The sequence below is a fragment of the Sphingomonas sp. BE123 genome (assembly GCF_031456015.1).
In the GTDB taxonomy this organism is placed as follows: Bacteria; Pseudomonadota; Alphaproteobacteria; order Sphingomonadales; family Sphingomonadaceae; genus Sphingomonas.
Genome location: NZ_JAVDTW010000001.1, coordinates 30,654 through 56,172, shown reverse-complemented (window position 1 = coordinate 56,172; position 25,519 = coordinate 30,654). Strand labels below are relative to the sequence as shown.

The window sequence follows — 25,519 nt, the reverse complement described above, 5'->3', positions numbered from 1 at the left end:
TAAATCCTCCCCGGAACGGGGAGGGGGACCGCGACGCGAAGCGGCGTGGTGGAGGGGGCCCGAGGCAACGGGCGCCCCTTGCCTCGGGCCCCCTCCACCATCCTGCGGATGGTCCCCCTCCCCGTTCCGGGGAGGATTTAAGGACGAACAATGCCCGATCTTTCCCGCCTGCTCTCCCCGCGTTCGGTCGTGATCGTCGGCGCGTCGCCCACGCCCGGCGCGCTGGGTAACTCGGTGCTGCGCAACCTTGAGCGGCATGGTTATGCGGGCGACATCCACCTGATCAACCCCAAGCGCGACACGATCGACGGGCGGCCGTGCCTCAAGTCGATCGACGAACTGCCGCACGGAGTCGACGCGGCGGTGCTGGCGATCCCGGGACCGGCGGTGCTGGGCGCAGTGCAGGCGCTGGCGGCGCGCGGCGTGGGCGCGGCGATCATCTTTTCGGCGGGCTTTGCCGAGGGGGGCGAGGAAGGTCTGGCCGCGCAGGCCGAGGTCGCGCGCATCGCCGCCGAACATGGCATGGTGGTCGAGGGGCCGAATTGCCTTGGCATGGTCAACTATGCCGCCGGCGTGCCGCTGACCTTTGTCGAGACACCGGTGCTGGACCTGGCGGGGAAGCCCGCAGTCGGCATCGTCAGCCAGTCGGGCGCGATGGCGGTGGTGCTCGGCACCACGCTGATGGCCAAGGGGCTGGGGATCACCGTGTCGGTATCGACCGGTAACGAAGCCGCGTCGGGCGTCGAGGATTATGTCGCGCATCTGCTGAACGACCCCGCCACCCCCGCAATCGCGATGATTGTCGAGCAATTCCGCAAGCCCGCCCGGTTCCTCGCGCTGGCCGAACAGGCGCGCGCGGCGGGCAAGCATATCGTCCTGCTCCACCCCGGCACGTCGTCGGCGGCGCGTGAGAGTGCGGCGACGCATACCGGCGCGATGGCGGGCGACTGGCAGTTGATGAAGGCGAAGGTCGAGCGCGCCGGCGTCGTGCTGGTCGACAGCCTCGAAGCGCTAGGCGATGTGGTCGAACTCGCGGTGCGCGCCAAGCCGGTGCGGCGCGGCGGGACGGCGGTGCTGACCGAGAGCGGGGCGTTCAAGGCGCTGACGCTCGACCTTGCCGAACGCATTGGCCTTGCCCTGCCCGCGATGGATGGCGCGACGGCGGAGGCGATGCGCGCATCGATCCCCGACTTCATCCCGGTGTCCAACCCAATGGACCTGACCGCGCAGGCGCTGGTCGATCCGGACCTGTATCGCCGCACGCTAATCCCGTTGCTGGCGGACGATAATTTCGCGGCGTTGGTGTTCGGGATCATTCAGACCGACCCGGCGACCTGCGCGCGCAAGTTTCCGGCGATCATCGATGCGGTGACTGCGCTGAATCCGGAAAAGCCGGTGATCTTTGCGGGCATCGACGACGGGGCGGAGGTGCCGGCGGAATATATCGCGCAGTTGCGCGCGATCGGCGTGCCCTACTTCCCCTCCCCGGACCGCGCATTCCGTGCGTTGCGGCATCTGGGCCAGCTGGCGGAGCGCGATTTCGCGACGGCGGATGCCGCGCCGGTCGCACTCGACCTGCCGTCGGGCGTGATCCCCGAATATCGCGCCAAGCAGCTGCTCGCGCCGGTCGGCATCCCCTTCCCCGCCGGTGGCTTTGCCGCCAGCGCGGGCGCGGCCAAGGCGATTGCGGCGCGCATCGGCTATCCGGTCGCGATCAAGGCGCAGTCCGCCGCGCTCAGCCACAAGAGCGATGCGGGCGGCGTGATCCTGAACATCGCCGATGATGCCGCGCTCGATGCGGCATGGGAGCGGCTGTACGGTAACGTCGCCGCCTATGATGCGACCATCGCGCTCGACGGCGCGCAGGTCGAGGCGATGGGCAAGCGCGGGGTCGAGCTGATCATCGGCGCGCGCAACGACCCCGAATGGGGGCCGGTGATCCTGGCCGGGTTCGGCGGGGTGACCGCCGAATTGCTGCACGACGTCCGGCTGCTGCCACATGACCTGACCCATGATGCGATCGTCGCGGAGCTGCGCGCGCTCAAACAGGGTGCGTTGCTCGACGGCTATCGCGGGTCGCCCGCGCTGGATGTCGATGCGGTGGCGCGGCTGATCGCCGGGCTCGGCCGCGTGCTGGCGGGGACGCCGGCGATCCGCGAGATCGATCTCAACCCGGTGGTGGTCTATCCGAAGGGCGAAGGCGTGGTGGCGCTCGACGCGCTGATCCTGGCGGATTAACCCGCCGCCGGGTCGCGCCGTTCGATCCGGCCCAGCAATTCCAGCAATGTTGCGCGCTCGGCATCGCTGAAGCCCGCCAGCATCGCGCGCTCATGCGCCTCGATCCGGGCGAGACAGTCGGCGAGCATGCGCGCACCGGCGTCGGTCAGCGTCAGCGCAAAGGCGCGGCGATCGCCGGGATCGACGACCCGTTCGATCAGCTTCATGTCGACCAGTTCGTTGATCAGCGAAACCATGTTGGCGCGCTTGATCCCGAGCACGCGGCCGACCGCGCCCTGATTGATTCCCGGGCTGCCCGAAACGACCGCGAGGATCCCGACCAGCACCTGGCGCATGCCGGTGCCTTCCATCGCGCTGGCAAAATCCGCCGCAAACGCCCCGAAGGCGCGACGCAGATGATAGCCGACCAACGGCCCCAGCGCGCCGACCTGTTCCTGTTCCCCAGTCATGGCGTTGCGAGAGCACGATTTTCAGTGCTGCGTCAATCTGCCCGTGAGGCCACCCGGTTACTGTTGACGATACGGATTGTTTGTGTTCATATCTATTTGAGTCGAACACGACCGATAAATCGATGGGAGGATGCGATGGCTGGAATTGGGCGACATCTGCGCTGCGCGACGAGCGCGCTGGCGATCCTGCTGGCGACGGAGGGGGCCGCGCTGGCCAGCCCGAGCCAGGATCCGGACACCGCCGGACCGGAAACCGAAAGCGCAAGCGAAACCGGATCCGAAATCGTCGTAACCGGCAGCCGCCTGCGCGGCGCGGCCCCGGTCGGTTCGACCGTGATCGCGGTCGACCGCGAGGACATCGTCGCATCGGGTGCACTGAGCACCGACCGGCTGATCCAGCAGATCCCGCAGGTGCTGGACCTGGGCGTCAGCGAAAACTCGCGCGGCCAGAGCGGTGGCAGCGGCAACATCACCTATGGCAACACGATCAACCTGCGCGGCATCGGCCCGTATGCGACGCTGATCCTGGTCGATGGCCATCGCGCGGTGAACAACAGCCGCGCGTTCGAGCCGTCAGTCATCCCGACGCTGGGCCTCGAGCGGGTCGAAGTGGTCGCGGACGGCGCATCGGCAATCTATGGCTCCGACGCGATCGCCGGGGTCGTCAACCTGATCCCGCGCCGCACGCTTGACGGGGTCGAGGCAAGCGCGCGCGGCGGCTGGGGCGCCGATTTCAACGAATATCAGTTCGGCGTGGCTGTCGGCAAAGTGTGGGACCGCGGCCAGGTCATGCTGGCCTATGAACATTCCTACCGCTCGAACCTGAGCGGCGACGACCGCCCGTTCTTCCGCTCCGACCAGCGCGGCTTTGGTGGCAACGACTATAGCGTGACGCGCTGTGCCCCGGGCACGCTGCGCGCCGGCGGCCTATCCTATGCGATGCCGGGCCAGCTGACTGCGGCCAATGTCGGCAACCTGGTCGCCGGGACGACCAACCGCTGCGACGACCTGATCGGGCAGGATCTGTTCCCGCAACAGCGCTACAACTCGGTCAACGGCACCGCGACGTTCGAGGTCACCGACTGGTTCACGGTGTTCGCCGACGGCTTTTACAGCAAGCGCGAATATGAGCGGCTTCCGGCGTATTTCAGCTCGACGCTGACCGTGCCGCAGACCAATGCCTGGTTCGTGCGTCCGACCGGTTTTACCGGCACCAGCTATACGATCGACTATAATTTCCGCAACGACCTGCCGCGCGACGTTTCGCGCGGGTCGGCCACCAACTGGCAGGTGACGCCGGGGGTACGCTTCAAGCTGCCGGGCGACTGGGAGCTGGAAGGGCTGTTCACCTATGGTCGCGGCAACGACCAGTCGGATCAGGTGCGCGGGCTCAATGCGAGTGCGCTCAATGCCGCGCTTGCGAGCAGCAACCCGGCGACCGCGTTCGATCCCTATGGCCTTGGCCGTACCTCGAGCGCGACGCTGCTGGCGATCAGCAACTTCCTCACCCTTTCGCCGACGCTCAACGACTTCAACGGCTATGAAGCCCGGCTCAACGGGTCGATCGTCGATCTGCCGGGTGGCAGCGTGAAGCTGGCTGCGGGCTATGAAGGGCAGGAAATCGAAACGCGGCTGGGTTCGGCGCGCGGCGCGGCGGGCACGCCGGTCACCTTCCGCCGCTTCACCCGCCGGGTCGATTCGGCCTATGCCGAGCTGCTGGTACCGGTGTTCGGGGCGGGCAACGCGACGCCGGGGTTCGAGCGGCTCGAGATCAATGCCGCGGTCCGGTACGACAAATATTCGGACGTGGGCGAGACGACCAATCCGAAATTCGGCGTCAACTGGTCGCCGGTGCGCGGGCTGGTCCTGCGCGGCAGCTATGGCACGTCGTTCCGCGCGCCGCTGATTTCGCAGATCTACGGCAACAGCAACAATCTGTTCGGCCAGACCTACCAGAATCCGGCGGGCGGGGCGCCGCTGACGGGCTTTGCCTATTCGGGGCCGAACACCAACCTTGCACCGGAAGAGGCGACGACCTGGTCGGTCGGTGCCGACTGGGACGTCACGTCCAATTTGCGGGTGAGCGCGACCTATTGGGACGTGAAGTACATCAACCAGGTCGACAGCTACCTCGCCGACCTCGCCATCCTGTCGCGCGAATCCGAATTCGCCGGGACGGGCATCATCCTGCGCGGCACGGCGGCGCGCGATCGCGTGCTGCAACTGCTGTCGCAGGGCGTGACGCTGGCGCGCGGCACTTTCCCCGGCGGCGACCCCAATAACGTGACGCTGTTCGTCGATGGCCGGAACAACAATCTTGGCCAGTCGACCACGCGCGGCATGGACTTCGTCGTCAACTGGCGGGTGCCGACCGAGCGCGCCGGCACGTTCAACTTCAACGCGTCGGGCGCATATCTCTTCCACTACGAGACCGCCGTGTCGCCCGCCGGCACGCCGCGCAGCCGGCTCAACACCATCTACAACCCGCTCAAGTTCAAGGCGCGCGGCAGCGTGGTGTGGGATTACGAGCCGATGCGGGTGCAGCTGACCGCGACCCATGTCGGCGGCTATACCAACACCGCGATCAACCCGAACCAGAAGGTGACGAGCTATACGCCGATCGACCTGGCGGTCAGCTGGAACCTGGGTGAAATGGGCGCGAAGTCGGTGTTTGGCGGGGTCGAGCTGGGCCTGGAGGTCCGCAACCTGTTCGATCTCCAGCCGCCTTACGTCAATGTGGCGCCGGGTCTGAACGGTGGCGGCGGTTACGATCCGTCGGCAGCCAACCCGATCGGACGCGTCCTCGCCGCGTCGGTGCGTTTCCGGATGTAAGCGGGTGCCGGGGGTAGCCTATGCTGCCCCCGGACGCCTGCGTTCAGCGATGGAAGACGGCGTACATCCGGTCGAGCGCGGCGTCGAAGATCGGGCGCTCTTCGGGGCTGAGCTGGGCCAGTACCTCGGCCTCGACCCCCTTCATGATGCTGAACAGATCATCGAGCGTCTTCTTGCCCTCGGGCTGGATCGTCAGCGCGTGACGGCGGCGGTCTACGGTCGAGCGCTCGCGCTTGGCCCAGCCGCGCTTTTCCAGTTCGTCCACGATCTGCACGGTGATCGATTTGTCGAGGCCGACGGTGCTCGACAATTGCTGCTGCGACAGCCCCGGATTGGCCTCGATCAGCGCGAGCGAGGAAAACAGGCCGGCGCGGATACCGTAATGCGCGCTCTCCGCTGCGAAGTCGGCCGACAGCTGGTTCTGGACGCGGCGCATGCGAAAGCCGACATAGTCGCCCAGCCGACCGAGCTTCAGCCCGCCCTCGCTCATTTCGTCCGCCGTTTTCGACTGCAGCTCCGTCACATGCGTCCCCTTGTCGCCCATCGCAATTCGTGCAATTGACAGATGGTTGAAAATATCTACGGTTTTGATCCTACCATTCAGTTAGACCGCCCCAGCGAGAGGCTGTCAATCAGGAGAGGCAAAGCGTGTCCGACCCGGTGACCGAAGCCGCAGCGCCGCTGCACGACGAGGAACCGCCCCCCGCCCCGGTGACGGGGATCGCGGGCAAGACGGCGTTCTATATCGGATCGGCCGGCCTGTTGCTGGCGACCGCGGCGGATTCGATCGCGGTGCTGGGCCGCCACACCGGGTTCGCGCTGCTCGGCGCGATCGAGATCGTGCAGGCGGCAATCGTGTTCATCGCCGCGTCGTCGATGGTCGCCGTGACGCTGTCGAGCGGCCATGCCGCGGTGCATATCCTGACCGACCGCCTGTCCCCTGCCCGCCGCGCGATGCTGGCGCGGGTCGCCAACCTGCTTGGCGCGCTCGCGGTGCTGCTGCTGGCGGCGGGGTCGCTAATCCTGCTCGGTGACTTGTGGGCCGGGCATGAGCGGTCGGAGCTGCTGCATATCCCGCTGCGCTGGTTCCGCGTGCTGATGATCGTCGCCCTGCTGTCCGTCGCGATCCTGTTCGTCCGCCACGCCTTTACGCGTTCGACGCCGGAGGCCGGTCATGGCGCCTGAGCTGATCGGCCTGATCGGCATTCTCGCGCTGCTCGGCCTGCTCACGCTGGGCGTGCCGATCGGCGTCAGCCTGGCGCTCACCGGCGTGGTCGGGCTGATGGTGATGCTCTCGCCCGAAGCTGCGCTGGTCAAGGCGGGCGTGGTGGTGTTCGAGGTCGCGCAGAAATATGAGCTGGGCGTCCTCCCGCTGTTCCTGCTGATGGCGCATCTGTGCTTCGCCGCCGGGGCGAGCCGGGACTTTTTCGATGTCGCCGCGCGCTTCGTCGGGCATCGCCGCGGCGGCCTCGGCCTCGCGTCCATCGCGGGCTGTGCCGGCTTCGGCGCGATCAGCGGGTCCAGCCTCGCCACCGTTGCCACCGTCGGCTCCGCCGCACTGCCCGAGATGCGGCGCGCGGGCTATAATCCCGGTTTCGCCGCCGGGGCGCTGGCCGCTGGCGGCACGCTCGGCGCGCTGATCCCGCCTTCGGGCGCGCTGATCGTGTTCGGCATCATCGCCGAAGTCTCGATCGGCCGGCTGTTCACCGCCGCGATCATCCCCGGGTTCAGCCAGGCGCTGTTCTACATGATCGCCATCGCGGTCCTGTGCTGGTTCAAGCCCGAGCTGGGTCCGCGGTCGGTGCGCGTCGGCTGGGGCGAGCGAATGCGCGGATTGCTCGGCATCCTCGACATTCTCGTGCTGGTCGTGTTCGTGATCGGCGGGCTGATGATCGGGTGGTTCACCCCGACCGAGGCCGCGTCGGTGGGCGTCATCGTCGCCTTCATCCTCATCGGCCTGCGCGGGGCGTTCAACCGCTCGGCGATTGCCGACAGCTTCGCCAAGACGCTGTCCACGACCGGCATGATCTACCTGATCATCTTCGGCGCGATCCTGTTCGCGACCTTTATCAGCGTGACCGGGATCGCGGACCTGATGTCGACCACGGTGCGCGCGATGGATGCGAGCCCGGTCATCGTCGTGATCGTCATCGCGCTGATGCTGCTGGTCCTGGGATCGTTCCTCGATGGCCTGGCGCTGATGCTGCTGACCACGCCGATCTTCCTGCCGATCGTGCTCGAGCTGGGCTACAGCCCGATCTGGTTCGGCATCTTCCTCGTCCGCACGATGGAGATCGGCTTCGTCCACCCGCCGCTCGGGCTCAACGTCTATGTCATCCAGGCGATCGGCAAGGACATTCCGCTGGGGCAGATTTTCCGCGGGATCGTGCCGTTCCTGATCGCCGATTTCTTCCACCTTGCCATGATCATCGCCTTTCCGGTGGTGACGCTGTGGCTGCCCAGCGTGATGGGAGCCTGACCGATGCGTGTGCCCATGATCCTCGCCGCGCTCGCGCTCGCCGGATGCAGCGTCGCGCCGCAGCCGAGCGCCGAGCATGTGCTGACCTATGCCAGCCCCTATACCCCCACCCACCCGTTCGGCCGGGCCGATGAGGAGTGGATGAAATGGGTCGAAGCCAAGAGCGGCGGGCGCATCGCGTTCAAGCCGTTCTGGTCGGGCGCGCTGATCTCATCCGACATGAGCATGGAGGAGGTGCGTCACGGGGTTGCCGATATCGGGCTGATCACGCCGATTTACTCCAAGGGCGGCGCGCATCTGCTGCGCGGGCAGGCCGCCTATTATGGCGGGGTGCGCACGATCACCGATCAGGTCGCGGTCTATGACTGCCTGGCCGACCGGTTCCCGCATTTCGAGAAAGAGCTGCACGGGCTGCATGTCCTCGCGGTGCAGGGCGGCAATTTTCCCGGCGTGCTGACGCGCGACCGGCCGATCCGCAGCCTTGCCGACTTCAAGGGGCTGCGCCTGCGCGCGCAGAGCGATGCGGTCGACATCCTCAAGCAGCTCGGCGCGGACCCGGTCAACATGCCGATGGGCGAAGTCTATTCGGCGCTCGCCAAGGGCGTGATCGACGGCGTCGTCGCCCCCGCCGACACGATCCGCAGCCTGCATTTCGCCGAGGTGGCGAAGCATTTCACGACGATCCGCTTCAGCCGCGGCGCGTACCCGGCGCGCGCGATGTCGGACAAGACCTGGCGGACGCTCCCGCCCGACCTGCGGGCAATCCTGACCGAGGGGCGCAAGGTGTGGGAGGAAGCGCTGAACCGCCAGCTGCTCAAGGCCGAGCAGGCGGGGATCGATTACGGGAAGAAGGAAGGCATCACCTTCTCCAGCATCCCCGCGCAGGAACAGCGCGCGTTCGATGCGCTCTACAACAAGGATGCGCGGATCCAGGCCGAGCGGCTGGGCAAGATCGGGATCGATGCGGTGCCGATCTATGAAGAAGCGCAACGGCTGATCGCCGGGGGCGAGATCCGCTGCGACGCAAAGGTGGCCGCACGATGAGCAACCTTCCCCTCGACGGCGTCAGGGTCGCCGATTTCTCCTGGGTCGGTGCGGGGCCGCGTGCGACCAAGGATCTGGCGGATATGGGTGCGACGGTGATCAAGATCGAGTCGCGCAAGCGGCTCGACCTTGGCCGTCTGTCCCCGCCCTTCGCCGGTGGCGGGCGCGATCCCGATGCCTCGACCTTTTTCGCGATCACCAACACCAGCAAGCTGGGGGTGACGATCAACCTGAATGATCCGCGCGGGATCGCGGTTGCGAAGAAGCTGGTCGCGTGGGCCGATATCGTGGTCGAGAATTTCAGCCATGGCTATATGGACCGGATTGGCCTCAGCTTCGATACGCTGAGGGCAATCAACCCCGCCGTCATCCAGATCAGCGTGAGCGTTGCCGGGCGCAAGGGGCCGCTCGGGACGATGCGCGGCTATGGCAATTCGGCGGGGGCGCTGTCGGGGATGGCGGCGCTGTCGGGCTGGCCCGATCGCGATCCGCACATGGCACCGTTTGCTTATGGCGATGTGGTCGCGCCGATGTTTGCCACCGTCGCGACGCTCGCCGCGCTCGAGCATCGCCGCAGGACCGGCGAGGGGCAGCTGATCGACATCAGCCAGACCGAGCCGCTGATCCATGTCATGGCCGACCGGTTTGTGGCGGAGCAGACCGGCGGCGGGGGAAAGCCCGGCAACCGCTCACCCCAGCGCGCGCCGCAGGGTGCCTATCCCGCGCGTGGGGTCGATCAATGGGTGGCGATCGCGGTGCGCGACGATGCCGAATGGGCGGCGCTGGCGCAGGCAGCGGGGATCGCCGACCCGCGCTTCGCCACGCTCGCCGGACGCAAGGCGCATGAAGACGATCTCGACGCCGCGCTGTCAGAGTGGACGCGCGGACAGGACAAGCGCGTGCTAGCCGACCGGCTCGCCGCGCTCGGCATTCCCGCCGAGCCGGTCAATGACGGCCGCGACGTCTTCACCGATCCCGAGCTGATCGAACGCGGCCATTACCGCCCGGTCACGCACAGCAAACTTGGCGACACCGAAATCCCCGGCCCGCCTTTGCGGTTCTCCGACAGCGCGATCCGCGTCGGCGCGCCGCCCAATCTGGGCGAGCATAACCATGCGGTGTTCGTGGAGCTGCTCGGCATGAGCGAGGCCGAGGTCCGCGACCTCACCGACGCGGGAGCGCTCGCATGATGCTCGCCCACCTTACCATTGTCGACCCGGCCGAGGGGCTTGGCGAACTCGCCGGGCGGATGCTCGCCGAACTGGGCGCGCACGTCGTGCGGGCCGAACCCGGCGACGCGGCATGGGACCATGGCAAGGCGATCGGCGACACCGAGGGTCTGCTGGCGACCGCCGACATCCTGTTCCGCAATCCGGGCCGCGACCATGACGCGCTCGCCGCCGCCAACCCGAAGCTGATCGACGTGGTCGTCGCGCCGTTCCTGCCCGGCGGACCCAATGACGGGCGGCCCGAGACCGATCTGACGTTGATGGCGCGGTCCGGCCTGATGACCATCATCGGCGACCCGGATCGCGCGCCGCTGACGCTGCCGGGCGAACAGGCCTATGCGCTTGCCGGAATCCAGGCGGTGATCGGCGCGCTGACCGCGCTCCACGCCCGCGCGGCGAGCGGCAAGGGCCAGTTGGTCGAAATATCCGCCTATCAATCCGCCGTGCTCGCCAATTATCGCGAGCCGCTGACCTGGCAATGGACCGGGCGCGTCGGCAACCGCACCGGCAATCTGCTGATCCGTGGCAAGTCCGGGGTGCGGCAGATCTGGCCCTGCGCCGACGGGTTCGTCACCTGGGCGCTGGTCGACAATCCGCCGATGATGCGCAGCATCGTCAAGGTCATGGGCGACGCCGCCGGGCCGCTCGCCGATGTTGATTGGGACGCGATCCTGGTCGCCGACATGCCGCGCGAGACGCTGCTGGCGTGGGAGGCGGTGGTTGAAGCCTTCTTCCGCACGCACACCCGCGCCGAGCTTGGCGCGATGTCGCAGGCCAACGGGCTCGGCCTGTCGTGGATCGATACGCCCGCAGATGCGCTGACGAGCGACCACCTCGCCGCACGCGGGCTCTGGCGCGATGTCGATGGCGTAAAGCTGCCCGGCAGGCTGTGGGTGTCGTCGCTGGAGGACGGCCAATGACGGCGCTCACAGGCCTTAAGGTCGTCGACTTCAGCAAGTTCCTGCCCGGCCCCTATTGCACCTGGCTGCTCGCCGATCTGGGGGCGGAGGTGATCCGCATCGAAAACCCGCGCGAACTGGCCAAGCAGCGCAAGGTGTTCGGCTGGGACAAGCTCAGCGACGAGGAGAATGCCCGGCTGCGCGCGCACGACATCCTCGCGCGCGGCAAAAAGAGCGTGCTGATCGATCCCGGCAGCGACGACGGCCGCGAGGCGATCCTCAAGCTGATCGATCAGGCCGACATCTTGGTCGAGGATTACCGCCCCGGCGTGATGGCGAGCATGGGCTATGGCTGGCCGGAGATGGCGGCGCGCAACAAGCGGCTGATCTATTGCTCGGTCACGCTGTGCGGCCAGACCGGACCCTATGCGCGCAAGCCCGGCCATGATCCGGTCGCGCTCGCGATTGCCGGGGCCTTGTCGCGGATGGGCGGAGACCCCGACCGCCCGGCCTTTCCCGGCGTGCCGGTCGCGGACCTGCTGAGCGGTTCCAACGCCGTCATCGGCATCCTCGCCGCCGTCATCGCACGCGCGACGACGGGCAAGGGGCAACAGGTCGACATCGCGATGTCCGACGCCTCGCTCGCGCTGATCGGCAACATCCTGTCGCGCAACCCGGACCTGTCGAAGGCACCGCCCAAGGGGATGCACCGCGCCGATAGCGGGATCTGGCGCTGCGCCGATGGTGAGTGGCTGGTCACGACCGACATGGAGCCGCGCTACTGGCGCAGCTTCGTCGAGACCATCGGCCTGCCCGATCTGGCGGACAAGCAGATGGATCGCGCCAACTGGCCCGCGATGAAGAACCGCATCGCGCAGGTGATGGCGACCAAGCCGCGCGCCGAATGGCTCGCCATCCTCGACGCGGCAGGGACCCAGTTTGCGCCGATCCTGACGGTCGCGGAAGCGATGGAGAACGAACACAATCACGCGCGCGGCATGATCCTCGATCTCCCCGCGCCCGGCGGCGGGACGGTGCGCCACACCGGCTGTCCGATCCGCCTGTCCGACACCCCCGCCCGCCCCGCCGCTGTCGCCCGCCCCGCGGGTGCCGACACGGCGGAGGTGCTGGCGACCCTTGGCTACACCGCGGCGCAGGCCGCTGCACTTGAAGGACAACTCCCGTGACCGAAGCCACCCGCGAACGCCCGCTTGAAGGGCTGCGCGTCATTGACCTGACCCGCGCGCTTGCCGGACCCTATGCGACCCTGTTGCTCGCCGGGCTTGGTGCGGAGGTGATCAAGGTCGAGGATCCCAAGGGCGGCGATCTCGCACGCGACAACAGCCCCTATGTCGGCCGCGACGGCATCACCGTCGAGCGCAAGCATGACGACGATGTGTCGATCAGCCACCTCACCCGCGCGCGCGGCAAGCTGGGCGTGTCGCTCAACCTCAAATCGCCCGAGGCGAAGGAGGTGTTCCTCGACCTTGTCCGCACCGCCGACATCGTGGTCGAGAATTTCACCGCCGGCACCGCCGACCGGCTCGGCGTGGGCTATGAGGCCGCCAAGGCCGCCAATCCGCGCATCATCTATTGCTCGCTGTCCGGCTTCGGCGCGACCGCGCCGGAAGGAGGCAAGGCAATGGACATCATCATCCAGGCGCTGTCGGGCGCGATGTATGCCAGCGGCGGGCCGGGCGAGCCGCCGGTGCGCATCGGCATTCCGATCGCCGACATGCTCGCGCCGGTATTTTCGGTGATCGGAATCCTCTCCGCGCTCGAACAGCGCCACCGCACCGGGGTCGGCCAACATATCGATGTGTCGATGCTCGGCGCGCTCACCAGCTTCGTCGCGATCGAGAACTGGTCGGCAATGGCGGCGGCGGGGATGCAGGCGCGCACCGGCCTGACCGTGCAGCGCCTCTCGCCGTTCGGCGTGTTCGAATGCGCCAATGGTTATGTCGCGGTGGTGGCGGTGCATGAGAAGTTGGCACAGGGCCTGTTCCGCGCGATGGGGCGGCCCGAGCTGTCGGACGACCCGCGCTTCGCCAATCGCGACAGCCGCGTTGCCAATGCGGTGGTGCTGGAGGAAACGATCAATGGCTGGTCGCGTCAGCACCGGGTCGAAGATGTGGTCGCCGCACTGGAGGCGGAGGGTGTGCCCGTCGCGCCCGTCCGCCATCCCGAGGACGCACTGGGCGACCCGCGCGTGGTCGCGCGGCACGAAGCGGTGCCGGTCGCGCACCCAAATTACGGATCGCAGGTCGATCTGCGCACCGCCGGTATCCCGATCGTGTTTTCCGACGCCGATACCGGGTTCGACGATGTGACGCCCATCCAGGTCGGCGAGCATAATGACCGCGTGCTGACCGCGACGCTGGGCTATGATGCCGAACGCATCGCGGCGTTGCGCGAACGGGGCGTGATCTGATGCCGGATGCAGCGGCACGGCTGATCGCGGCGTGCGACGATCCCGGCGCGGTTGCCGAGCAGCTGCGATCCGAGGGGCAGCCGGTGATCCGGGTGCTGGGGCAGGACGCACCCTATGCGCTGCTCCGCGCCGCCGGTCGTGCGCCGGTCCGCATGGTCCCCCGCCCCGGCCCGACGCCCGATGCCGATATGCTGGCGGGCGACGGCACGCTGTCGCAGCGCGGCCGGTCGCTGCTGCAGCAGATCGTCGGGGATACGCGCGGCACCCCGCTGCTGTTCACCCATGCCGATAGCGAGCTGCCACAGCTGTTCGCGACGGTGCGCGACCTGATCCGCGCTGGCGATATCGCCGAGCGTCCGATCCATATGCTCGACATCGGCCACCAGCCGCGCGAGTCCAGTCGCGCCTATAATGCCGCGCGGATTGGCCAGCTTGTCGATTGGCTGGGCGGGGTCGATCCCGATGCTCTGGCTGCATGCGCCACCGAGGAGCGCGCACGCCCGGCGGCGATGCGGCACCTGTCGGGTGTGTTGCGGATCGCGGCGATCGGTGCGGCATATGCGCTTCCGCCTGCCGAATGGCTGGAGCTGGTCGGGCAGGGTTCTGGCGAGTCCAGTGGCGAACCGGTGTTCGTCCTTGGCTCCCCGCATTTCTCGACCGCCCGCGCCCGCGACCTTGCCGCACGTGGCCTTGATGCAAAAGCGGACGATCAGGACTGGGGCGATCCGCTGGTCGCTGGCTGGGCCGACAGTCCCGAGACGCTCGCCGGCCTGCACGATCCGATGCGCCTCGTCCCGCGAAAGCTTGTCCCGGCCGAGGACCGCGCCGCCGCCGTGATTGCGCGCATGACGGCAGTGGGTATCGCGCGCGCGGTGATCGTCGAATCCGTCGGCGACGAAGCAACCGCCTGGGATGCAGGCTATTTCGCGCGCACGCTCACAGCCGCCGGGTTCGCGGTCGAGCGGATCGGCGCACCGCCGCCCCCTGCCCCGACCTCCGACGCGCCCCGCCCCGCCCCGCGCGCGCCAGAGGGCCGCCGCAGCCGCAAGTCGCTGGCCTCGATCGCCAGCTTCGGCGCGTATCAGCGCGACTGGTTCAAGAGCGTGCGGGATGCGGTCGCAGCGGGCGCGCCACTCGCGATCGTCAACGCCAATTCGCCGCAGGAAATCCTGCGTGCGATGGACGTACCGTTCGTTGTCAACCAATGGTGGGCGTCGATCGTCGCGGCCAAGCAGCAATCGCCACGCTATTTCCAGCTGCTGCGCGATCATGGCTATCCCAGCGATGCCGAGGCCTATAGCGCGCAAGGCATTGCCGCGATGTTCGACGCCGACCCGGAACAGGCGCCATGGGGCGGCCTGCCCCGCCCGGCCTTTGTTCAGGCCCCGATCGGCACCGACGCAACGCCGCGCATCTTCGATCACTGGGCGCGCGAGACGGGCGCGGAGCCGTTCCTGTTCGAACGCAGCATCGAAAGCCGCATCGACTTCCCGATCGACTGGTGGGACCGGCTCCACGACGATTGGGACAGCGCGATCGAGCCCGAACGGCTCGACCTGATGACCGCCGAACTGCGCGCGGTGATCGCGCGGATCGAAGCGCGCACCGATCGCCGTTTCGACGCGGACCGCTTTGCGCAGATCATGGACCTGGTGAACGAGCAGGAAGATTATTACCGCAAAACGCGCGACCTGATTGCCGGCGCCCACCCCGCCCCGGTGTCGATCAGCGACACCATGCCCGCGACGATGGTGCCGCAATGGCATCGCGGGACGATCTGGGCGCGCGACGCGGCGCGGGACTTCTACCACGAGGTGAAGGCACGGCACGACGCAGGCGAGGCCGCCTGCGCGAACGAGAAGCTGCGGCTGATGTGGGTCGGGCGCGGCATGTGGAGCGACATGGGCTTTACCCAGCGCTGGGAGCAGAGCCACGGCGCGGTGTTCGTGTGGTCGATGTACCTCGCGCTTGCCGCCGACGGCTATATCCGCCGCACCGCCCCCGGCCAGGACCCGCTGCGTGCGCTCGCCGCCCGCTTCGTGACGATGGGCGACGAGCTGCGTATGCCGACCTGGGCCGGGGCGTGGCATGTCCGCGAGGCGGAAAGCCACGCGGTCGACGGCGCGGTGGCGCTGAGCGATGCCGACCCGTTCGTGCTGCGCGCGCTGCGCCGGGCGGGGGTGCCGGTGCTGAGCCTCGACCTCGATAATTACAACCGCGAGGCGAGCGATGGCGAGGCGGTGGACCGCCAGATCGCAGCGTTTCTGGAGGGGCCGGTCAGCGCCTATGCCGCACGGCGCGGCTGAGGCTTGCCAGCGGGCAACGGGCGGGTCAGGGAAGGACGGCTGTCAGTACCGGAGAGTCCCATGAAGCGCCGCCTTGCATCCTCCACCGTCAACCCGGTCGGCCTCGGCTGCATGTCACTGAGCCATGCCTATGGCACGCCGCCGGCACGGGAGGATGCGATCCGGCTGCTCAACCAGGCGCTCGACCTTGGTTACGACCATCTCGATACCGCCGCGCTTTACGGATTTGGCGCGAACGAGAGCCTGATCGGCGAAGCCATCGCGCATCGCCGCGGCGACTATTTCCTCGCCTCAAAATGCGGGATGACCGGCGTGGACGGCAAGCGCGTGATCGACGGGCGGCCGGAGACGCTGCGCGCGACGATCGAGCAATCGCTGACCCGGCTGCGTACCGACCGCGTCGACCTTTACTATCTCCACCGCTGGGACAAATCGGTGCCGATCGAGGAGTCGGTCGGCGAACTTGCACGGCTGGTCGACGCGGGCAAGATCGGCGCGATCGGCCTGAGCGAAGTGTCCGCCACCACGCTGCGCCGCGCGCATGCGGTGCACCCGATCGCGGCAGTGCAGAATGAATATTCGCTATGGTCGCGCAATGTCGAACTCGGCGTGCTGAAAACCTGCGCAGAGCTGGGCACGACCCTGGTCGCCTTTTCGCCCGTCGCGCGCGGCTTCCTCGCCGGCGCGCTTGCGTCACCGGAGGCGCTGGAGGAGCGCGATATCCGCCGCATGATGCCGCGTTTCAACGCCGATAATTTCGCGCGCAACCTGACGCTGCTCGACGCACTACGCGCCATCGCGTCCGAACGCGGAATCACCCCGGCGCAATTGTGCCTGCAATGGGTATTTGCGCAAGGCGAGCATGTCGTTGCCATCCCCGGCACGACATCGCCCGCACACCTTGCAGAGAATTTCGCGACGCCGCTCGCGCCGCTGCCAGCCGCGGTGCTGGCCGAACTGGACCGGGTCTTTGCACCCGGCGCGATCGCCGGCCCGCGCTACCCTGCAGCAACGCAGGCCGAGATCGACACCGAGGAGTTCTGATCGCGCCTAGCGCGCGACAGCCAGCGCCGGCACATCAACCTTGGCGGCGGCGAGTTCGCGCTCGGCCTGGACAAAGCCATAGGCCGGGACGATTTCGCCCGCCCGATCCGTTGCCTCGCCCCAGCGCGCCACCAGCGTCTCGCCCGCATCGGCGCCATCGCCGATCTGGACACCGTCGGTCAGCGTGACATGCGCCGTGGCGAAATGCCCGGCGCCCGCGCACAGGATGGTCCGGGTCGGCGCAGACTCGCCGACCAGTGCGAGCAAGCCCGGGCTGACCAGCGCCGGATCGAGCGCGGCGAGGCTGGCCGGCGAAAGCACGCCCTCGGTCATTCCGGTTGCGGCGGTGGGCGCGAGGCAGTTGACGCGGATGCCGTATTTCTCGCCCTCGATCGCCAGGGTCTGCATCAGGCCGACCAGCGCCATCTTCGCCGCGCCGTAATTGGCCTGGCCGAAATTGCCGTAAAGGCCGGAGGACGAGGTGGTCATGACGATGCGGCCATAGCCTTGCCCGCGCATGATTTCCCACACCGCCTTGCTGGCAATTGCCGCGCCAATCAGGTGCACGTCCACCACGAGCCGGAAATCGTCCATGGTCATCTTGGCGAAGCTCTTGTCGCGCAGGATGCCGGCATTGTTGACCAGGATATCGACCCGGCCCCAGGCGTCCATGGTCGACCCCACGATGCGCGCAACCGCCGCCTCGTCGGTGACCGATCCGGTCAGCGCCAGCGCCTTACCACCCTGCGCGCCAATCTCTGCCACCACATCGCGCGCTGCGGTGTCGGACAGGTCGTTGACGACCACCCGCGCACCCTTCGCCGCCAGATACAGTGCATGCGCGCGCCCCAGCCCCCCGCCCGCACCGGTAACAATGGCGATCCGACCTTCGAGCGACATTCTGTTCCTCCCCATATATTCGCTAACGTGTGAGTGAATATCATTGCCATAGCGCGGCGCGCGCGTGCGCCGCAAGCCTAGATCGGCACGCGGCACCCGCTGTTGCAGATCTGTCGAAAGCCTGCCGCCATGAACGCGGCCATGCGCTGCTTGATCGCCGCGAAATCCTCCGAACGGCACAGGCCGCCCGACAATTTGTCGATCCGCCCGGTCCGCGCCAGCGTCACCATCAACGCGCCGGTGACGAAGTGATAGCCCCAGAAGATGTCCTCTTCCGCGCAGTCGGGCAGTGCCTTTTTGAGCAGGTCGATCAGGCGCAGGACAACCGGATCGAAATGTTCGTCCATCAGCTCGGCCCCCCATTCGGGCGTGTTCGCGACCAGTGCACCGAGCGCGCCGTAATTCTTCCAGCCCTCGCCCCCTTCGATATAGAGGTCGAGATCGGTGTCGAGAAACGCGTGCAGCGCGCCTTCCAGCGTCGGCTTGCCGCCGGTTGCGGCGTCGTAATCGTCAAGCGCCTTCAGCCGCTTTTCGCTGGTCACCACGGCGCGCCGCGCGAACACCGCATCGAACAGCTTCTTCTTGTCCTCGAAATAATAGTTGAGCAGCGTGTGGTGGACACCGACGCGCTTGGCGACATCCTTGAGCGTCACGCCGTGCAGCCCATGTTTCGAGAACAGATATTCCGCCTCGTCCAGGATCTGTTCCATCGTGTCTGCGCGCTGTTCGGCCTTGGTCGAACGGCGGCGGGACTTGGGCTTTTCGGATGTTGGCTCGGCCACGCGGATCATGTTCCCCTGCTGCCCGGACGACGCTACCGTTCGTCGCGCCGGATCGTGCAAGGTCTCAAGCGCTTCCATATTGAGACCGCAAGCTATTCTTGTCGATTTTACCCGTCGGCGCGAGCGGCATGGCGTCGAGCCGCACCACCGCATCGGGAATCCACCACGACGCAACGCGCCCGCGCAAGGGCGCAAGCAGGTCCGCATCGCTCAATGCATCATCCTGCATCTCGACCAGCAGCAGCGGGCGTTCGCCCCATTTGGCGTCCGCGCGCCCGATCACGGCAGCAAGCGAGACCTGGGGCAGCGCGCCGACGACCGCCTCGATCTCGGCCGGGTTGATCCATTCGCCGCCGGACTTGATCAGATCCTTGGCGCGGCCGGTGATGATCAGGTTGCCCGTCGCGTCGATCCGCGCGAGGTCGCCGGTCGCGAACCAGCCATCGGCGTCGGTTGCGGGGGCATCCTGCCCGAAATAGCGGTCGACCACGGCGGCGCCGCGCACGCGCAAATGCCCTTCGACGTCGCGCTGGCGCGGGAGCGGTGTGCCGTCGGCATCGGTGAGCAGCAGGTCCACCCCGATTGCGGGGCGTCCCGAAACTGCGGCATTGCGCTGCGGATCGTGCGGCGGCGCGACAGTCCCCGACGGCGATAGCTCCGTCATCCCCCAGCTGGTCTGGACGGTGACGCCCAGCACCCGCTCGATCCGCTCCATCAGCGCGGGGGCGAGTGGCGAACCGCCGACGATGATGCGCTGCAGGCTGGGCAATGCCTCGCCCGTCGCCTCGAGATGCTCGGCGACGCCGAGCCATATGGTCGGCACCGCGACGCCGATCGTCACCGCTGCCGCCTTGATCAGCCGGGCAAGGCTGGCGCCGTCGCTATGCCGTCCGGGCAGCACCAGCCGCCCGCCCGCCGCAGGGAGCGCGAAGGGCAGGCCCCAGGCATTGGCGTGGAACATCGGCACCACCACCAGCACGCTGTCGGTCGCGCGGATCGCCATCACATCGGCCTGCAAACAGCGCAGCGTGTGCAGGAAACTGGCGCGGTGGGTGTAGGTCACCCCCTTGGGCGCGCCGGTGGTGCCGGAGGTGAAGCACAGGCCGCATGGCGCGGTTTCGGGGAACGCACCCCATCGCGCCCCGCCCGGAGCGGTGGCGATCAGCGGTTCGAGCGCGGTGGCGGCACAGCCGCTCGCGACGCCATCCGGCGCGCCATCGATGACCAGCATGCGCGAGAGGGCAGGAACACGCTCGGCGATCGTCCGGGCAAGCGGCTGCAGGTCGGCGCTGACGATCAGCAGCCGGGCCCCAGACTGCACCGCCATATCCGCAAGTTGCTGCGCGGTGAGGCGCGGGTTGAGCGTGTGGCACACCGCACCCATGCCCATGATCGCATACCACGCCTCGACATGCGCCTGGCTGTTCCACGCGAGGGTCGCGACGCGATCCCCCGCCTTGACCCCAAAGCCGGTCAGCAGCGACGATACCGCCAGTGCACGGTCGCGCAGCGCGGCATAGCCGATCCGGTCGATCCCCCCGCCCTCACGCGCAGTCACCACTTCGGCGTCGGGATGCCATTTGGCGGCGTGGTGCAGGAACTTGTCCAGCGTCAGTGGATAATCCTGCATGCTTCCGTCGATCATCGGCAACCCGTCGCCTTGTTGAGGACCGGCGAGGCTGTGCCGGTGTTCCAGTTCCATGGCTGATCGCCCGCCGCGCGGCGGCGGCATACCGCCGCCTCGTGCAGTGCGAACATGCCCGGCAGCAGCCGCGTGCCGGGAAGCGGCTTGCCAGCGAACGCCATATAGTTGGCAGCCTTGCCATAGGCCTCCCATGCCGGCTGCCCGTCGGCGACCGGCGTTCCGCTGCGCGCGAAGCTCGCCCAATAGGACAGCATCGCGTCCGACAGACGGCGGTTGGTCACATCGTCGGGGATCTTGGGCCAGTAAGGCGGCGTGCGGCTCGCGGTGCCGAAGACATAGGGGATTTCGGCAGCGTGAAACGCGTGCAGGCCATAGTCCGCGGCCGCCGGATAGCCATGGTCGAACAGATAGAGATAGGCGCTCTGCCCGATCGCGGTCTGGCCGATCACCATCCGCGTCGCGGTCCAGCCGTAGAGCGCGTCGCGCGTGGTTGCGAGCATCGATTCCTTGATGTTGCTCGACGGATAGAGCCGCAGGAACGGCTCGGCGAGATCGCCATAACGCGCGCGGATCGCAGCCTCATAGGCTTCGGCGCTCGCGGGCGCCGGCGGAAGCAGCACCGGGAGCGAGCGGATCTCGCCCGCATTGAACCCGGCGAGCACCGGTACCTTGGCCTGTTCGCCCTGATCCCAGGTCGCGACCAGCTGGCGCGTCAGCGTCTGGCCGTCGACCGTTCCCCACGGACCATAGCCCTTGGCCGCGGCATCGACCGTCAGCTTCTCGGCGTCCATTGCGCGCAACGCGGCAAGGTTGCGCGCGCCGACCGCCGTCATGATCTGGCTGCCCGCAGCCTCGGCCGAGGGCAGGCCGTGGGCACCGCGCTTCAACTCGGGCGTGGTGATCATGTACGCGCTTTGCGCCACCGCCTTGTGGAACAGGCCGCGCGCCTGCGGGCTGGCCATCAGATACAGGACGCTGAGCGCCCCGGCGGACTCGCCCGCGATGGTCACGTTGCTCGCATCACCGCCGAATGCAGCGATGTTGCGCCGGACCCATTGGAGCGCCGCGATCTGGTCGAGCAGGCCGTAATTGCCCGACACGCCGTCGGGCGATTCCGCGCTCAGTTCCGGGTGCGCGAGATAGCCGAGGATGCCGAGCCGGTAGTTGATCGACACCACGATCATGTTGCCGCGCTGCGCCAGACGCGCGCCGTCATACATGGTTTCATGGCTATAGCCCGCGACCAGCGCGCCGCCATGGATCCACACGAACACGGGCAAATCCTTGGCCCCGGGGGGCGCCCAGATGTTGAGCGTCAGGCAATCCTCGCTGACCGTGTCGAGCGGATTGGTGTAGATGCCGGCATTGCGGTTGCGCGGCTGGACGCAGGCGGGGCCGAACGCGGTTGCCTTGCGTACGCCCTGCCAGTCCGGTGCTGCCACCGGCGGCTTCCAGCGCAGCGGGCCGACCGGGGCTTGTGCATAGGGGATGCCGCGAAAGATGCGCAGACCGCCCTGCTCCACGCCCTCGACCGTGCCGGCCGGTGCGGCAACCTGCGGCGCCTGGGCGAGCGCGGGGCTGCCAACTGCGAGCGCGATGAACGCGACCAACCACTTCATGCCGCCGCCCCTTCCCGCTTCAATCGCCGCGCGAGCGCGACGAACAGGCCGATTGCGATCAGGTAGAAGGGGGTGAGCGTATAGAGCGCGCTTTGCAGGCTCTGCGTATCGCCCTGCGCCTTGAACCAGTCGCTGGCAAAGCCGACCCAGGTCGGGCCGAGACCGAGACCGATAAAGTTCATGATCAGCAGCAACAGCGCGCCCGACAGCACGCGCTGATTGGGTCGCACCTCTTCCTGCACCAGCGCGACCGAGGCCGAGAGGTAGAAATAGTTGAACACCATCACCACCGCGAGCAACGCCAGCGCCAGCGGCCAGGTCGGTGCCCAGACGAAGCCGATGTAAAAGGGCATTGCGATGGCGAGCGACACGGCGGGCGCGACGGCATAGCCGCTGCGCGATTTGCGCGTGATCGCATCGATCACCCGGCCCGACACGACCATCCCGCCGCCCATGCCGATCAGCAGGACCAGCGCGTACCACACCGCGACATCGCCCAGCACCATGCCCTTTTCGCGCATCAGATAGAGGACCGCGAAATTGCCGAGGCCATAAGTGACGAACTGCGTCGCGCCGCTGCCCAGTGCCGCGAGCATCAGCACCGGGTTGGACAGGAAGGCGCCGACCGTTGGCCAGAACGGCGCCTTGTCGTCCGCACCTGCCGCGCGCGCGCCATCCATCGCGCCCTTTTGCGGCTCGCGAATCGTCAGCCACACGAACGCGGCCGTGACCACGCCGACCGCGCCGACGATGATGAAGGGCAGCCGCCAGCCATAGAGCTCGGCGATGGCCGCGCCGAACGCGACGCCCGCCGCCGCACCGATCGCCGGGCCAAGGTTGAAGATGCCGAGCGCTGCGGCCCGCTTGCCCGGCGGATAGGTGTCGGTGATGATCGCATAGGATGGCGGCACACCGCCTGCCTCGCCGAACCCGACAGTCATCCGCGCGATCACCAGCTGGGTATAATTCGCCGCCATGCCGCACGCGACCGTCGCGCCGCTCCAGATCGCGCAGGCAAGGCTGAGCACGCCGACGCGGCTGGTACGGTCCGCGAACCAGCCGACGGGGATCGCGATGAAGCAATAGAACATCGCGAAATACAGGCCGCCGATCAGCCCGAGCTGCGTGTCGGTCACGTTCAGCGAATCCTGGATCGGCTTGGCGAGGATGCCGATCAGCTGCCGGTCGAGGAAGTTGAGGATATAGACGAAGGTCAGCGTCACCAGCACGAACCAGGGCCGGTTCGCAGGCGACGGACGGCCGGTGTTGCCACCGGCCGTCGCCATATCAGAGGCCGTAGCCAAGACGGATCCCCACGGTGCGCGGGCGCAGCGTGCCGAAGCGGCTCACCAGAAACGCCTCGGGATGGATGTACACGACCGAATGATCGTCGAAGAGGTTCTCGACATAGAGATTGGCCGAGAGCGATCCCTTCTTGACCCCCAGATTGAGGTTCACATTGGCATATTCGTCGGTCTTGCCGAAGGTCGACAGGCGCAGGTTCGGGTTGCCCGGCGTGTTCGGGAACGAGCTGTTGTACGACCCCACATATTGCGCGTTGATCGCAAAGGTGCCGCGCGCGCTGTCGCCCAGGTCGAAGCCATAGGAGATGTATGCCGCGCCCTGCAGCCGCGGTGCCGACAGGCGATGGCCGAGCACCGCGCCCGACACCACCGCTTCGGTGGTCGACAGCTTGGTGATCTTCGAGTCATTATATGCGGCGTTGAGTCCGATGAACACGTCCTTGGCGGGGATGATCCCCATTTCAACCTCGAACCCCTTGCTGCGCGCAGCGCCGATATTGGTTGCGAACTGCACCGAGTCCGAGCGGCGATTGGCCTGGGCCTGGATGTTGCTCCAGTCGATCAGGTAAAGCGCCGCGTTCATCGTCACGCGGCCGTCGAGCCAGCGCGCCTTGGCCCCGAGTTCGTAGCTCTTGAGATCGTCCGAATCCGCACCATAGGGGATGATGATGTCGGTCGGATCGGTCAGGCTCGCCGCCCCCGCACGGGCGTTGACGATCGGCGCGCGGAAGCCGGTCGAGAAGGTCGCATAGGTGGTGATCGCCGCGCTCGGCTTCCACGTCGCGCTTGCCTTCCACGACGGGGCGGAGCCGGTCGCCTTGACCCCCTCAACCGCCGCATAGGGGGTGAAGGTGTTGAAGTTCACCGGGATCCCGTAGAGCGCATAGGTGAAATAGTTGAACCCGGCCGCACTCGCCAGATAGCCGCCCGCCTCGGTGAAGCCCTGCGCCGAAGTACGACCGTACCGCATGCCGCCGGTCAGCCAGAAGCGCGGCGAGAAGCGATAGGTCAGTTCGCCGAACCCGGCCAGTTCCTCATTGATCTGGTGGGTGTAGAGCTTCTGGTAATATTGGTCGGGAAGCCCGGTCAGGCCGCGCGCAGCCAGGAATTCCGGGCTGGAGCGATAGAAATAGTCCACATCGCGGCGCCGGTGCATGTAGAAACCGCCGATGGTGAACTCGAACGGCCCGTCGAGCGAGGAGACCAGCCGCGTTTCCTGCACGAACACCTTGTCATAGGCGTCGGCGTCGAGCCCGAAGGCGATCGGCGCCGCCGGGAAGGATCCCGGCGCGAACGTGCCGGCAAGGTCGACATAGAAGCGCTGGTCGAAATCGGAATAGGTCGACGAACTGGTCAGCTGCGCGAAATCGAATTCATACTCGACGGTGCCGTTGACGATGGTCTGCTTGCCGGTGAAGCGGTCGGGTTGGTCCGAAATGCGCTTTTCGCGGCCCAGCGCCGGGCTGGTGAGCGAGCTGTCCTTGGGATCGCTGTCCTCATAGGATCCAAGGATGCGGATCGACAGCCGGTCGCTCGGCTTCCACAGCGCGATCACGCGGCCGCCCCAGTTGATCAGCTTGTTCGAATTCTTGATGCCGGTCCCGATATTGTCGAGATAGCCATCCTCATTGCGGTAGAAGCCGACAGCACGGATCCCGAGCGTGTCGGTGACCAGCGGGACATTGACCATGACATTGTAGCGCTGGCGGAAGCTGTCCGAACCGGTCAGCGCGAGATCGACCTGGCCAGCCGCGTCAAACGAAGTGAGATTGGGACTCTTGGTCAGGATGCGCATGGCCCCGGACAGCGAGCCCGAGCCGAAGAGCGTCCCCTGCGGACCACGCAGAAACTCGACCCGCTCGACGTCGAACAATGTCGGATCGACCACGGTGGTATTGCCGATCGTGGAAACCGGCAGTTCGTCGATATAGACCGCGACCGAGCTTTGCAGGTTCGCGTTATAGCCGTTGGTCGCGATGCCGCGCGCGGTGAAATTGTTGAAATTCTGGGTCGGTCGGTTGAGCACGACGCCCGGCGTCTCGCGCGCAATCCCCTCGAACCCGACAATCCCCTTTTCGGTCAGCTCTTCCTGCTGGAAGGCGCTGATGCTCAGCGGCACGTCGTTGATGTTCTCGGCGCGGCGGGTGGCGGTGACCACCACCTCATCGCCGCGCGCGGCGGGATCGGTCGCGGGATCAGCCGGCGCATCCTGCGCTGCGGCGGACATCGGAACCGTGAACAGCGTGACCGCACAGACGGTCGCCAGAAGCCTTGCCCTCATCCTAAGCTCTCCTTGAAGCCACCGATCGCGCGTCGGT

Annotated in this window: 19 protein-coding genes; 11 read left to right on the top strand and 8 right to left on the bottom strand. The window is 67.3% G+C overall.

The window, feature by feature from the left end:
* Window positions 1-150: 150 nt before the first annotated feature.
* Window positions 151-2,238 (top strand): acetate--CoA ligase family protein, encoded by a 2,088-nt coding sequence (locus tag J2Y54_RS00205; protein ID WP_310035966.1) that lies wholly within the window; start codon window positions 151-153, stop codon window positions 2,236-2,238.
* Here the strand turns inward: J2Y54_RS00205 and J2Y54_RS00200 are convergent.
* Window positions 2,235-2,687: a MarR family transcriptional regulator gene (locus tag J2Y54_RS00200; RefSeq protein WP_310035965.1), complete on the bottom strand. Its 453-nt coding sequence runs from the start codon at window positions 2,685-2,687 to the stop codon at window positions 2,235-2,237. The two genes, J2Y54_RS00205 and J2Y54_RS00200, sit on opposite strands and share 4 nt — an antisense overlap.
* A gap of 135 nt (window positions 2,688-2,822) precedes the next feature.
* Here J2Y54_RS00200 and J2Y54_RS00195 point away from each other — a divergent pair, with 135 nt between their 5' ends.
* Complete coding sequence (locus J2Y54_RS00195; protein WP_310035964.1) at window positions 2,823-5,519, top strand: TonB-dependent receptor domain-containing protein; 2,697 nt, start codon at window positions 2,823-2,825, stop codon at window positions 5,517-5,519.
* 43 nt (window positions 5,520-5,562) lie between these two features.
* Here the strand turns inward: J2Y54_RS00195 and J2Y54_RS00190 are convergent, their stop codons facing one another.
* Window positions 5,563-6,042, bottom strand: coding sequence for a MarR family transcriptional regulator (locus J2Y54_RS00190; RefSeq protein WP_310035962.1), 480 nt, complete (start codon window positions 6,040-6,042; stop codon window positions 5,563-5,565).
* A gap of 125 nt (window positions 6,043-6,167) precedes the next feature.
* On the opposite strand from J2Y54_RS00190, the gene J2Y54_RS00185 reads away from it, so the two are divergent.
* Genes J2Y54_RS00185 through J2Y54_RS00145 form a run of 9 tightly spaced genes read left to right on the top strand, consistent with a single transcriptional unit; the run spans window position 6,168 to window position 16,951 of the window.
* Window positions 6,168-6,704 (top strand): TRAP transporter small permease subunit, encoded by a 537-nt coding sequence (locus J2Y54_RS00185; RefSeq protein ID WP_310035961.1) that lies wholly within the window; start codon window positions 6,168-6,170, stop codon window positions 6,702-6,704.
* Window positions 6,694-7,998 carry a TRAP transporter large permease gene (locus J2Y54_RS00180; RefSeq protein WP_310035960.1) on the top strand — a complete coding sequence of 435 codons (1,305 nt, stop codon included), beginning with the start codon at window positions 6,694-6,696 and terminating at the stop codon, window positions 7,996-7,998. Before J2Y54_RS00185 ends, J2Y54_RS00180 begins: the two co-directional genes overlap by 11 nt.
* Window positions 7,999-8,001: 3 nt before the next feature.
* Entirely contained in the window at window positions 8,002-9,042 is a 1,041-nt protein-coding gene (dctP, locus tag J2Y54_RS00175) for a TRAP transporter substrate-binding protein DctP (protein WP_310035958.1), read from the top strand.
* Window positions 9,039-10,232, top strand: a complete 1,194-nt coding sequence (locus J2Y54_RS00170; RefSeq protein WP_310035957.1) for a CoA transferase — start codon at window positions 9,039-9,041, stop codon at window positions 10,230-10,232. Before dctP ends, J2Y54_RS00170 begins: the two co-directional genes overlap by 4 nt.
* On the top strand, window positions 10,229-11,191 hold the full coding sequence (locus J2Y54_RS00165; RefSeq protein WP_310035955.1) for a CoA transferase: 963 nt from the start codon (window positions 10,229-10,231) through the stop codon (window positions 11,189-11,191). Before J2Y54_RS00170 ends, J2Y54_RS00165 begins: the two co-directional genes overlap by 4 nt.
* Window positions 11,188-12,357, top strand: coding sequence for a CaiB/BaiF CoA-transferase family protein (locus J2Y54_RS00160; RefSeq protein WP_310035954.1), 1,170 nt, complete (start codon window positions 11,188-11,190; stop codon window positions 12,355-12,357). The genes J2Y54_RS00165 and J2Y54_RS00160 overlap by 4 nt, the downstream gene beginning before the upstream one ends.
* Window positions 12,354-13,601, top strand: coding sequence for a CaiB/BaiF CoA-transferase family protein (locus J2Y54_RS00155; RefSeq protein WP_310035953.1), 1,248 nt, complete (start codon window positions 12,354-12,356; stop codon window positions 13,599-13,601). Before J2Y54_RS00160 ends, J2Y54_RS00155 begins: the two co-directional genes overlap by 4 nt.
* The gene (locus J2Y54_RS00150; protein WP_310035952.1) at window positions 13,601-15,907 is read left to right on the top strand and encodes a 2-hydroxyacyl-CoA dehydratase family protein; all 2,307 of its coding nucleotides are present in this window, start codon (window positions 13,601-13,603) and stop codon (window positions 15,905-15,907) included. Before J2Y54_RS00155 ends, J2Y54_RS00150 begins: the two co-directional genes overlap by 1 nt.
* Before the next feature lie 60 nt (window positions 15,908-15,967).
* The gene (locus tag J2Y54_RS00145; RefSeq protein WP_310035951.1) at window positions 15,968-16,951 is read left to right on the top strand and encodes an aldo/keto reductase; all 984 of its coding nucleotides are present in this window, start codon (window positions 15,968-15,970) and stop codon (window positions 16,949-16,951) included.
* Window positions 16,952-16,957: 6 nt separating this feature from the next.
* Here J2Y54_RS00145 and J2Y54_RS00140 read toward each other — a convergent pair whose 3' ends face one another.
* From J2Y54_RS00140 to J2Y54_RS00115, 6 genes are all read right to left on the bottom strand, one after another.
* Complete coding sequence (locus J2Y54_RS00140) at window positions 16,958-17,851, bottom strand: SDR family NAD(P)-dependent oxidoreductase (RefSeq protein WP_310035949.1); 894 nt, start codon at window positions 17,849-17,851, stop codon at window positions 16,958-16,960.
* A gap of 77 nt (window positions 17,852-17,928) precedes the next feature.
* Window positions 17,929-18,642 carry a TetR/AcrR family transcriptional regulator gene (locus J2Y54_RS00135; protein ID WP_310035948.1) on the bottom strand — a complete coding sequence of 238 codons (714 nt, stop codon included), beginning with the start codon at window positions 18,640-18,642 and terminating at the stop codon, window positions 17,929-17,931.
* A gap of 55 nt (window positions 18,643-18,697) precedes the next feature.
* Window positions 18,698-20,278, bottom strand: a complete 1,581-nt coding sequence (locus tag J2Y54_RS00130; RefSeq protein ID WP_310035947.1) for an AMP-binding protein — start codon at window positions 20,276-20,278, stop codon at window positions 18,698-18,700.
* A complete protein-coding gene (locus J2Y54_RS00125; RefSeq protein WP_310035946.1) occupies window positions 20,275-21,897 on the bottom strand; it encodes a carboxylesterase family protein in 1,623 nt (540 codons plus the stop codon). Before J2Y54_RS00125 ends, J2Y54_RS00130 begins: the two co-directional genes overlap by 4 nt.
* Window positions 21,894-23,183 (bottom strand): MFS transporter, encoded by a 1,290-nt coding sequence (locus J2Y54_RS00120; RefSeq protein WP_310035945.1) that lies wholly within the window; start codon window positions 23,181-23,183, stop codon window positions 21,894-21,896. The genes J2Y54_RS00125 and J2Y54_RS00120 overlap by 4 nt, the downstream gene beginning before the upstream one ends.
* Window position 23,184: 1 nt before the next feature.
* Complete coding sequence (locus tag J2Y54_RS00115) at window positions 23,185-25,482, bottom strand: TonB-dependent receptor (protein ID WP_310035942.1); 2,298 nt, start codon at window positions 25,480-25,482, stop codon at window positions 23,185-23,187.
* Between the last annotated feature and the right edge of the window lie 37 nt (window positions 25,483-25,519).

Excerpts from the sequence above, each read along its gene's own strand:
- J2Y54_RS00205 (WP_310035966.1), top strand. The coding sequence starts at position 151 with ATGCCCGATCTTTCCCGCCTGCTCTCCCCGCGTTCGGTCGTGATCGTC.
- J2Y54_RS00200 (WP_310035965.1), bottom strand. The coding sequence starts at position 2,687 with ATGACTGGGGAACAGGAACAGGTCGGCGCGCTGGGGCCGTTGGTCGGC.
- J2Y54_RS00195 (WP_310035964.1), top strand. The coding sequence starts at position 2,823 with ATGGCTGGAATTGGGCGACATCTGCGCTGCGCGACGAGCGCGCTGGCG.
- J2Y54_RS00180 (WP_310035960.1), top strand. The coding sequence starts at position 6,694 with ATGGCGCCTGAGCTGATCGGCCTGATCGGCATTCTCGCGCTGCTCGGC.
- dctP (WP_310035958.1), top strand. The coding sequence starts at position 8,002 with ATGCGTGTGCCCATGATCCTCGCCGCGCTCGCGCTCGCCGGATGCAGC.
- J2Y54_RS00170 (WP_310035957.1), top strand. The coding sequence starts at position 9,039 with ATGAGCAACCTTCCCCTCGACGGCGTCAGGGTCGCCGATTTCTCCTGG.
- J2Y54_RS00165 (WP_310035955.1), top strand. The coding sequence starts at position 10,229 with ATGATGCTCGCCCACCTTACCATTGTCGACCCGGCCGAGGGGCTTGGC.
- J2Y54_RS00160 (WP_310035954.1), top strand. The coding sequence starts at position 11,188 with ATGACGGCGCTCACAGGCCTTAAGGTCGTCGACTTCAGCAAGTTCCTG.
- J2Y54_RS00150 (WP_310035952.1), top strand. The coding sequence starts at position 13,601 with ATGCCGGATGCAGCGGCACGGCTGATCGCGGCGTGCGACGATCCCGGC.
- J2Y54_RS00145 (WP_310035951.1), top strand. The coding sequence starts at position 15,968 with ATGAAGCGCCGCCTTGCATCCTCCACCGTCAACCCGGTCGGCCTCGGC.
- J2Y54_RS00140 (WP_310035949.1), bottom strand. The coding sequence starts at position 17,851 with ATGTCGCTCGAAGGTCGGATCGCCATTGTTACCGGTGCGGGCGGGGGG.
- J2Y54_RS00135 (WP_310035948.1), bottom strand. The coding sequence starts at position 18,642 with ATGATCCGCGTGGCCGAGCCAACATCCGAAAAGCCCAAGTCCCGCCGC.
- J2Y54_RS00130 (WP_310035947.1), bottom strand. The coding sequence starts at position 20,278 with ATGATCGACGGAAGCATGCAGGATTATCCACTGACGCTGGACAAGTTC.
- J2Y54_RS00125 (WP_310035946.1), bottom strand. The coding sequence starts at position 21,897 with ATGAAGTGGTTGGTCGCGTTCATCGCGCTCGCAGTTGGCAGCCCCGCG.
- J2Y54_RS00120 (WP_310035945.1), bottom strand. The coding sequence starts at position 23,183 with ATGGCGACGGCCGGTGGCAACACCGGCCGTCCGTCGCCTGCGAACCGG.
- J2Y54_RS00115 (WP_310035942.1), bottom strand. The coding sequence starts at position 25,482 with ATGAGGGCAAGGCTTCTGGCGACCGTCTGTGCGGTCACGCTGTTCACG.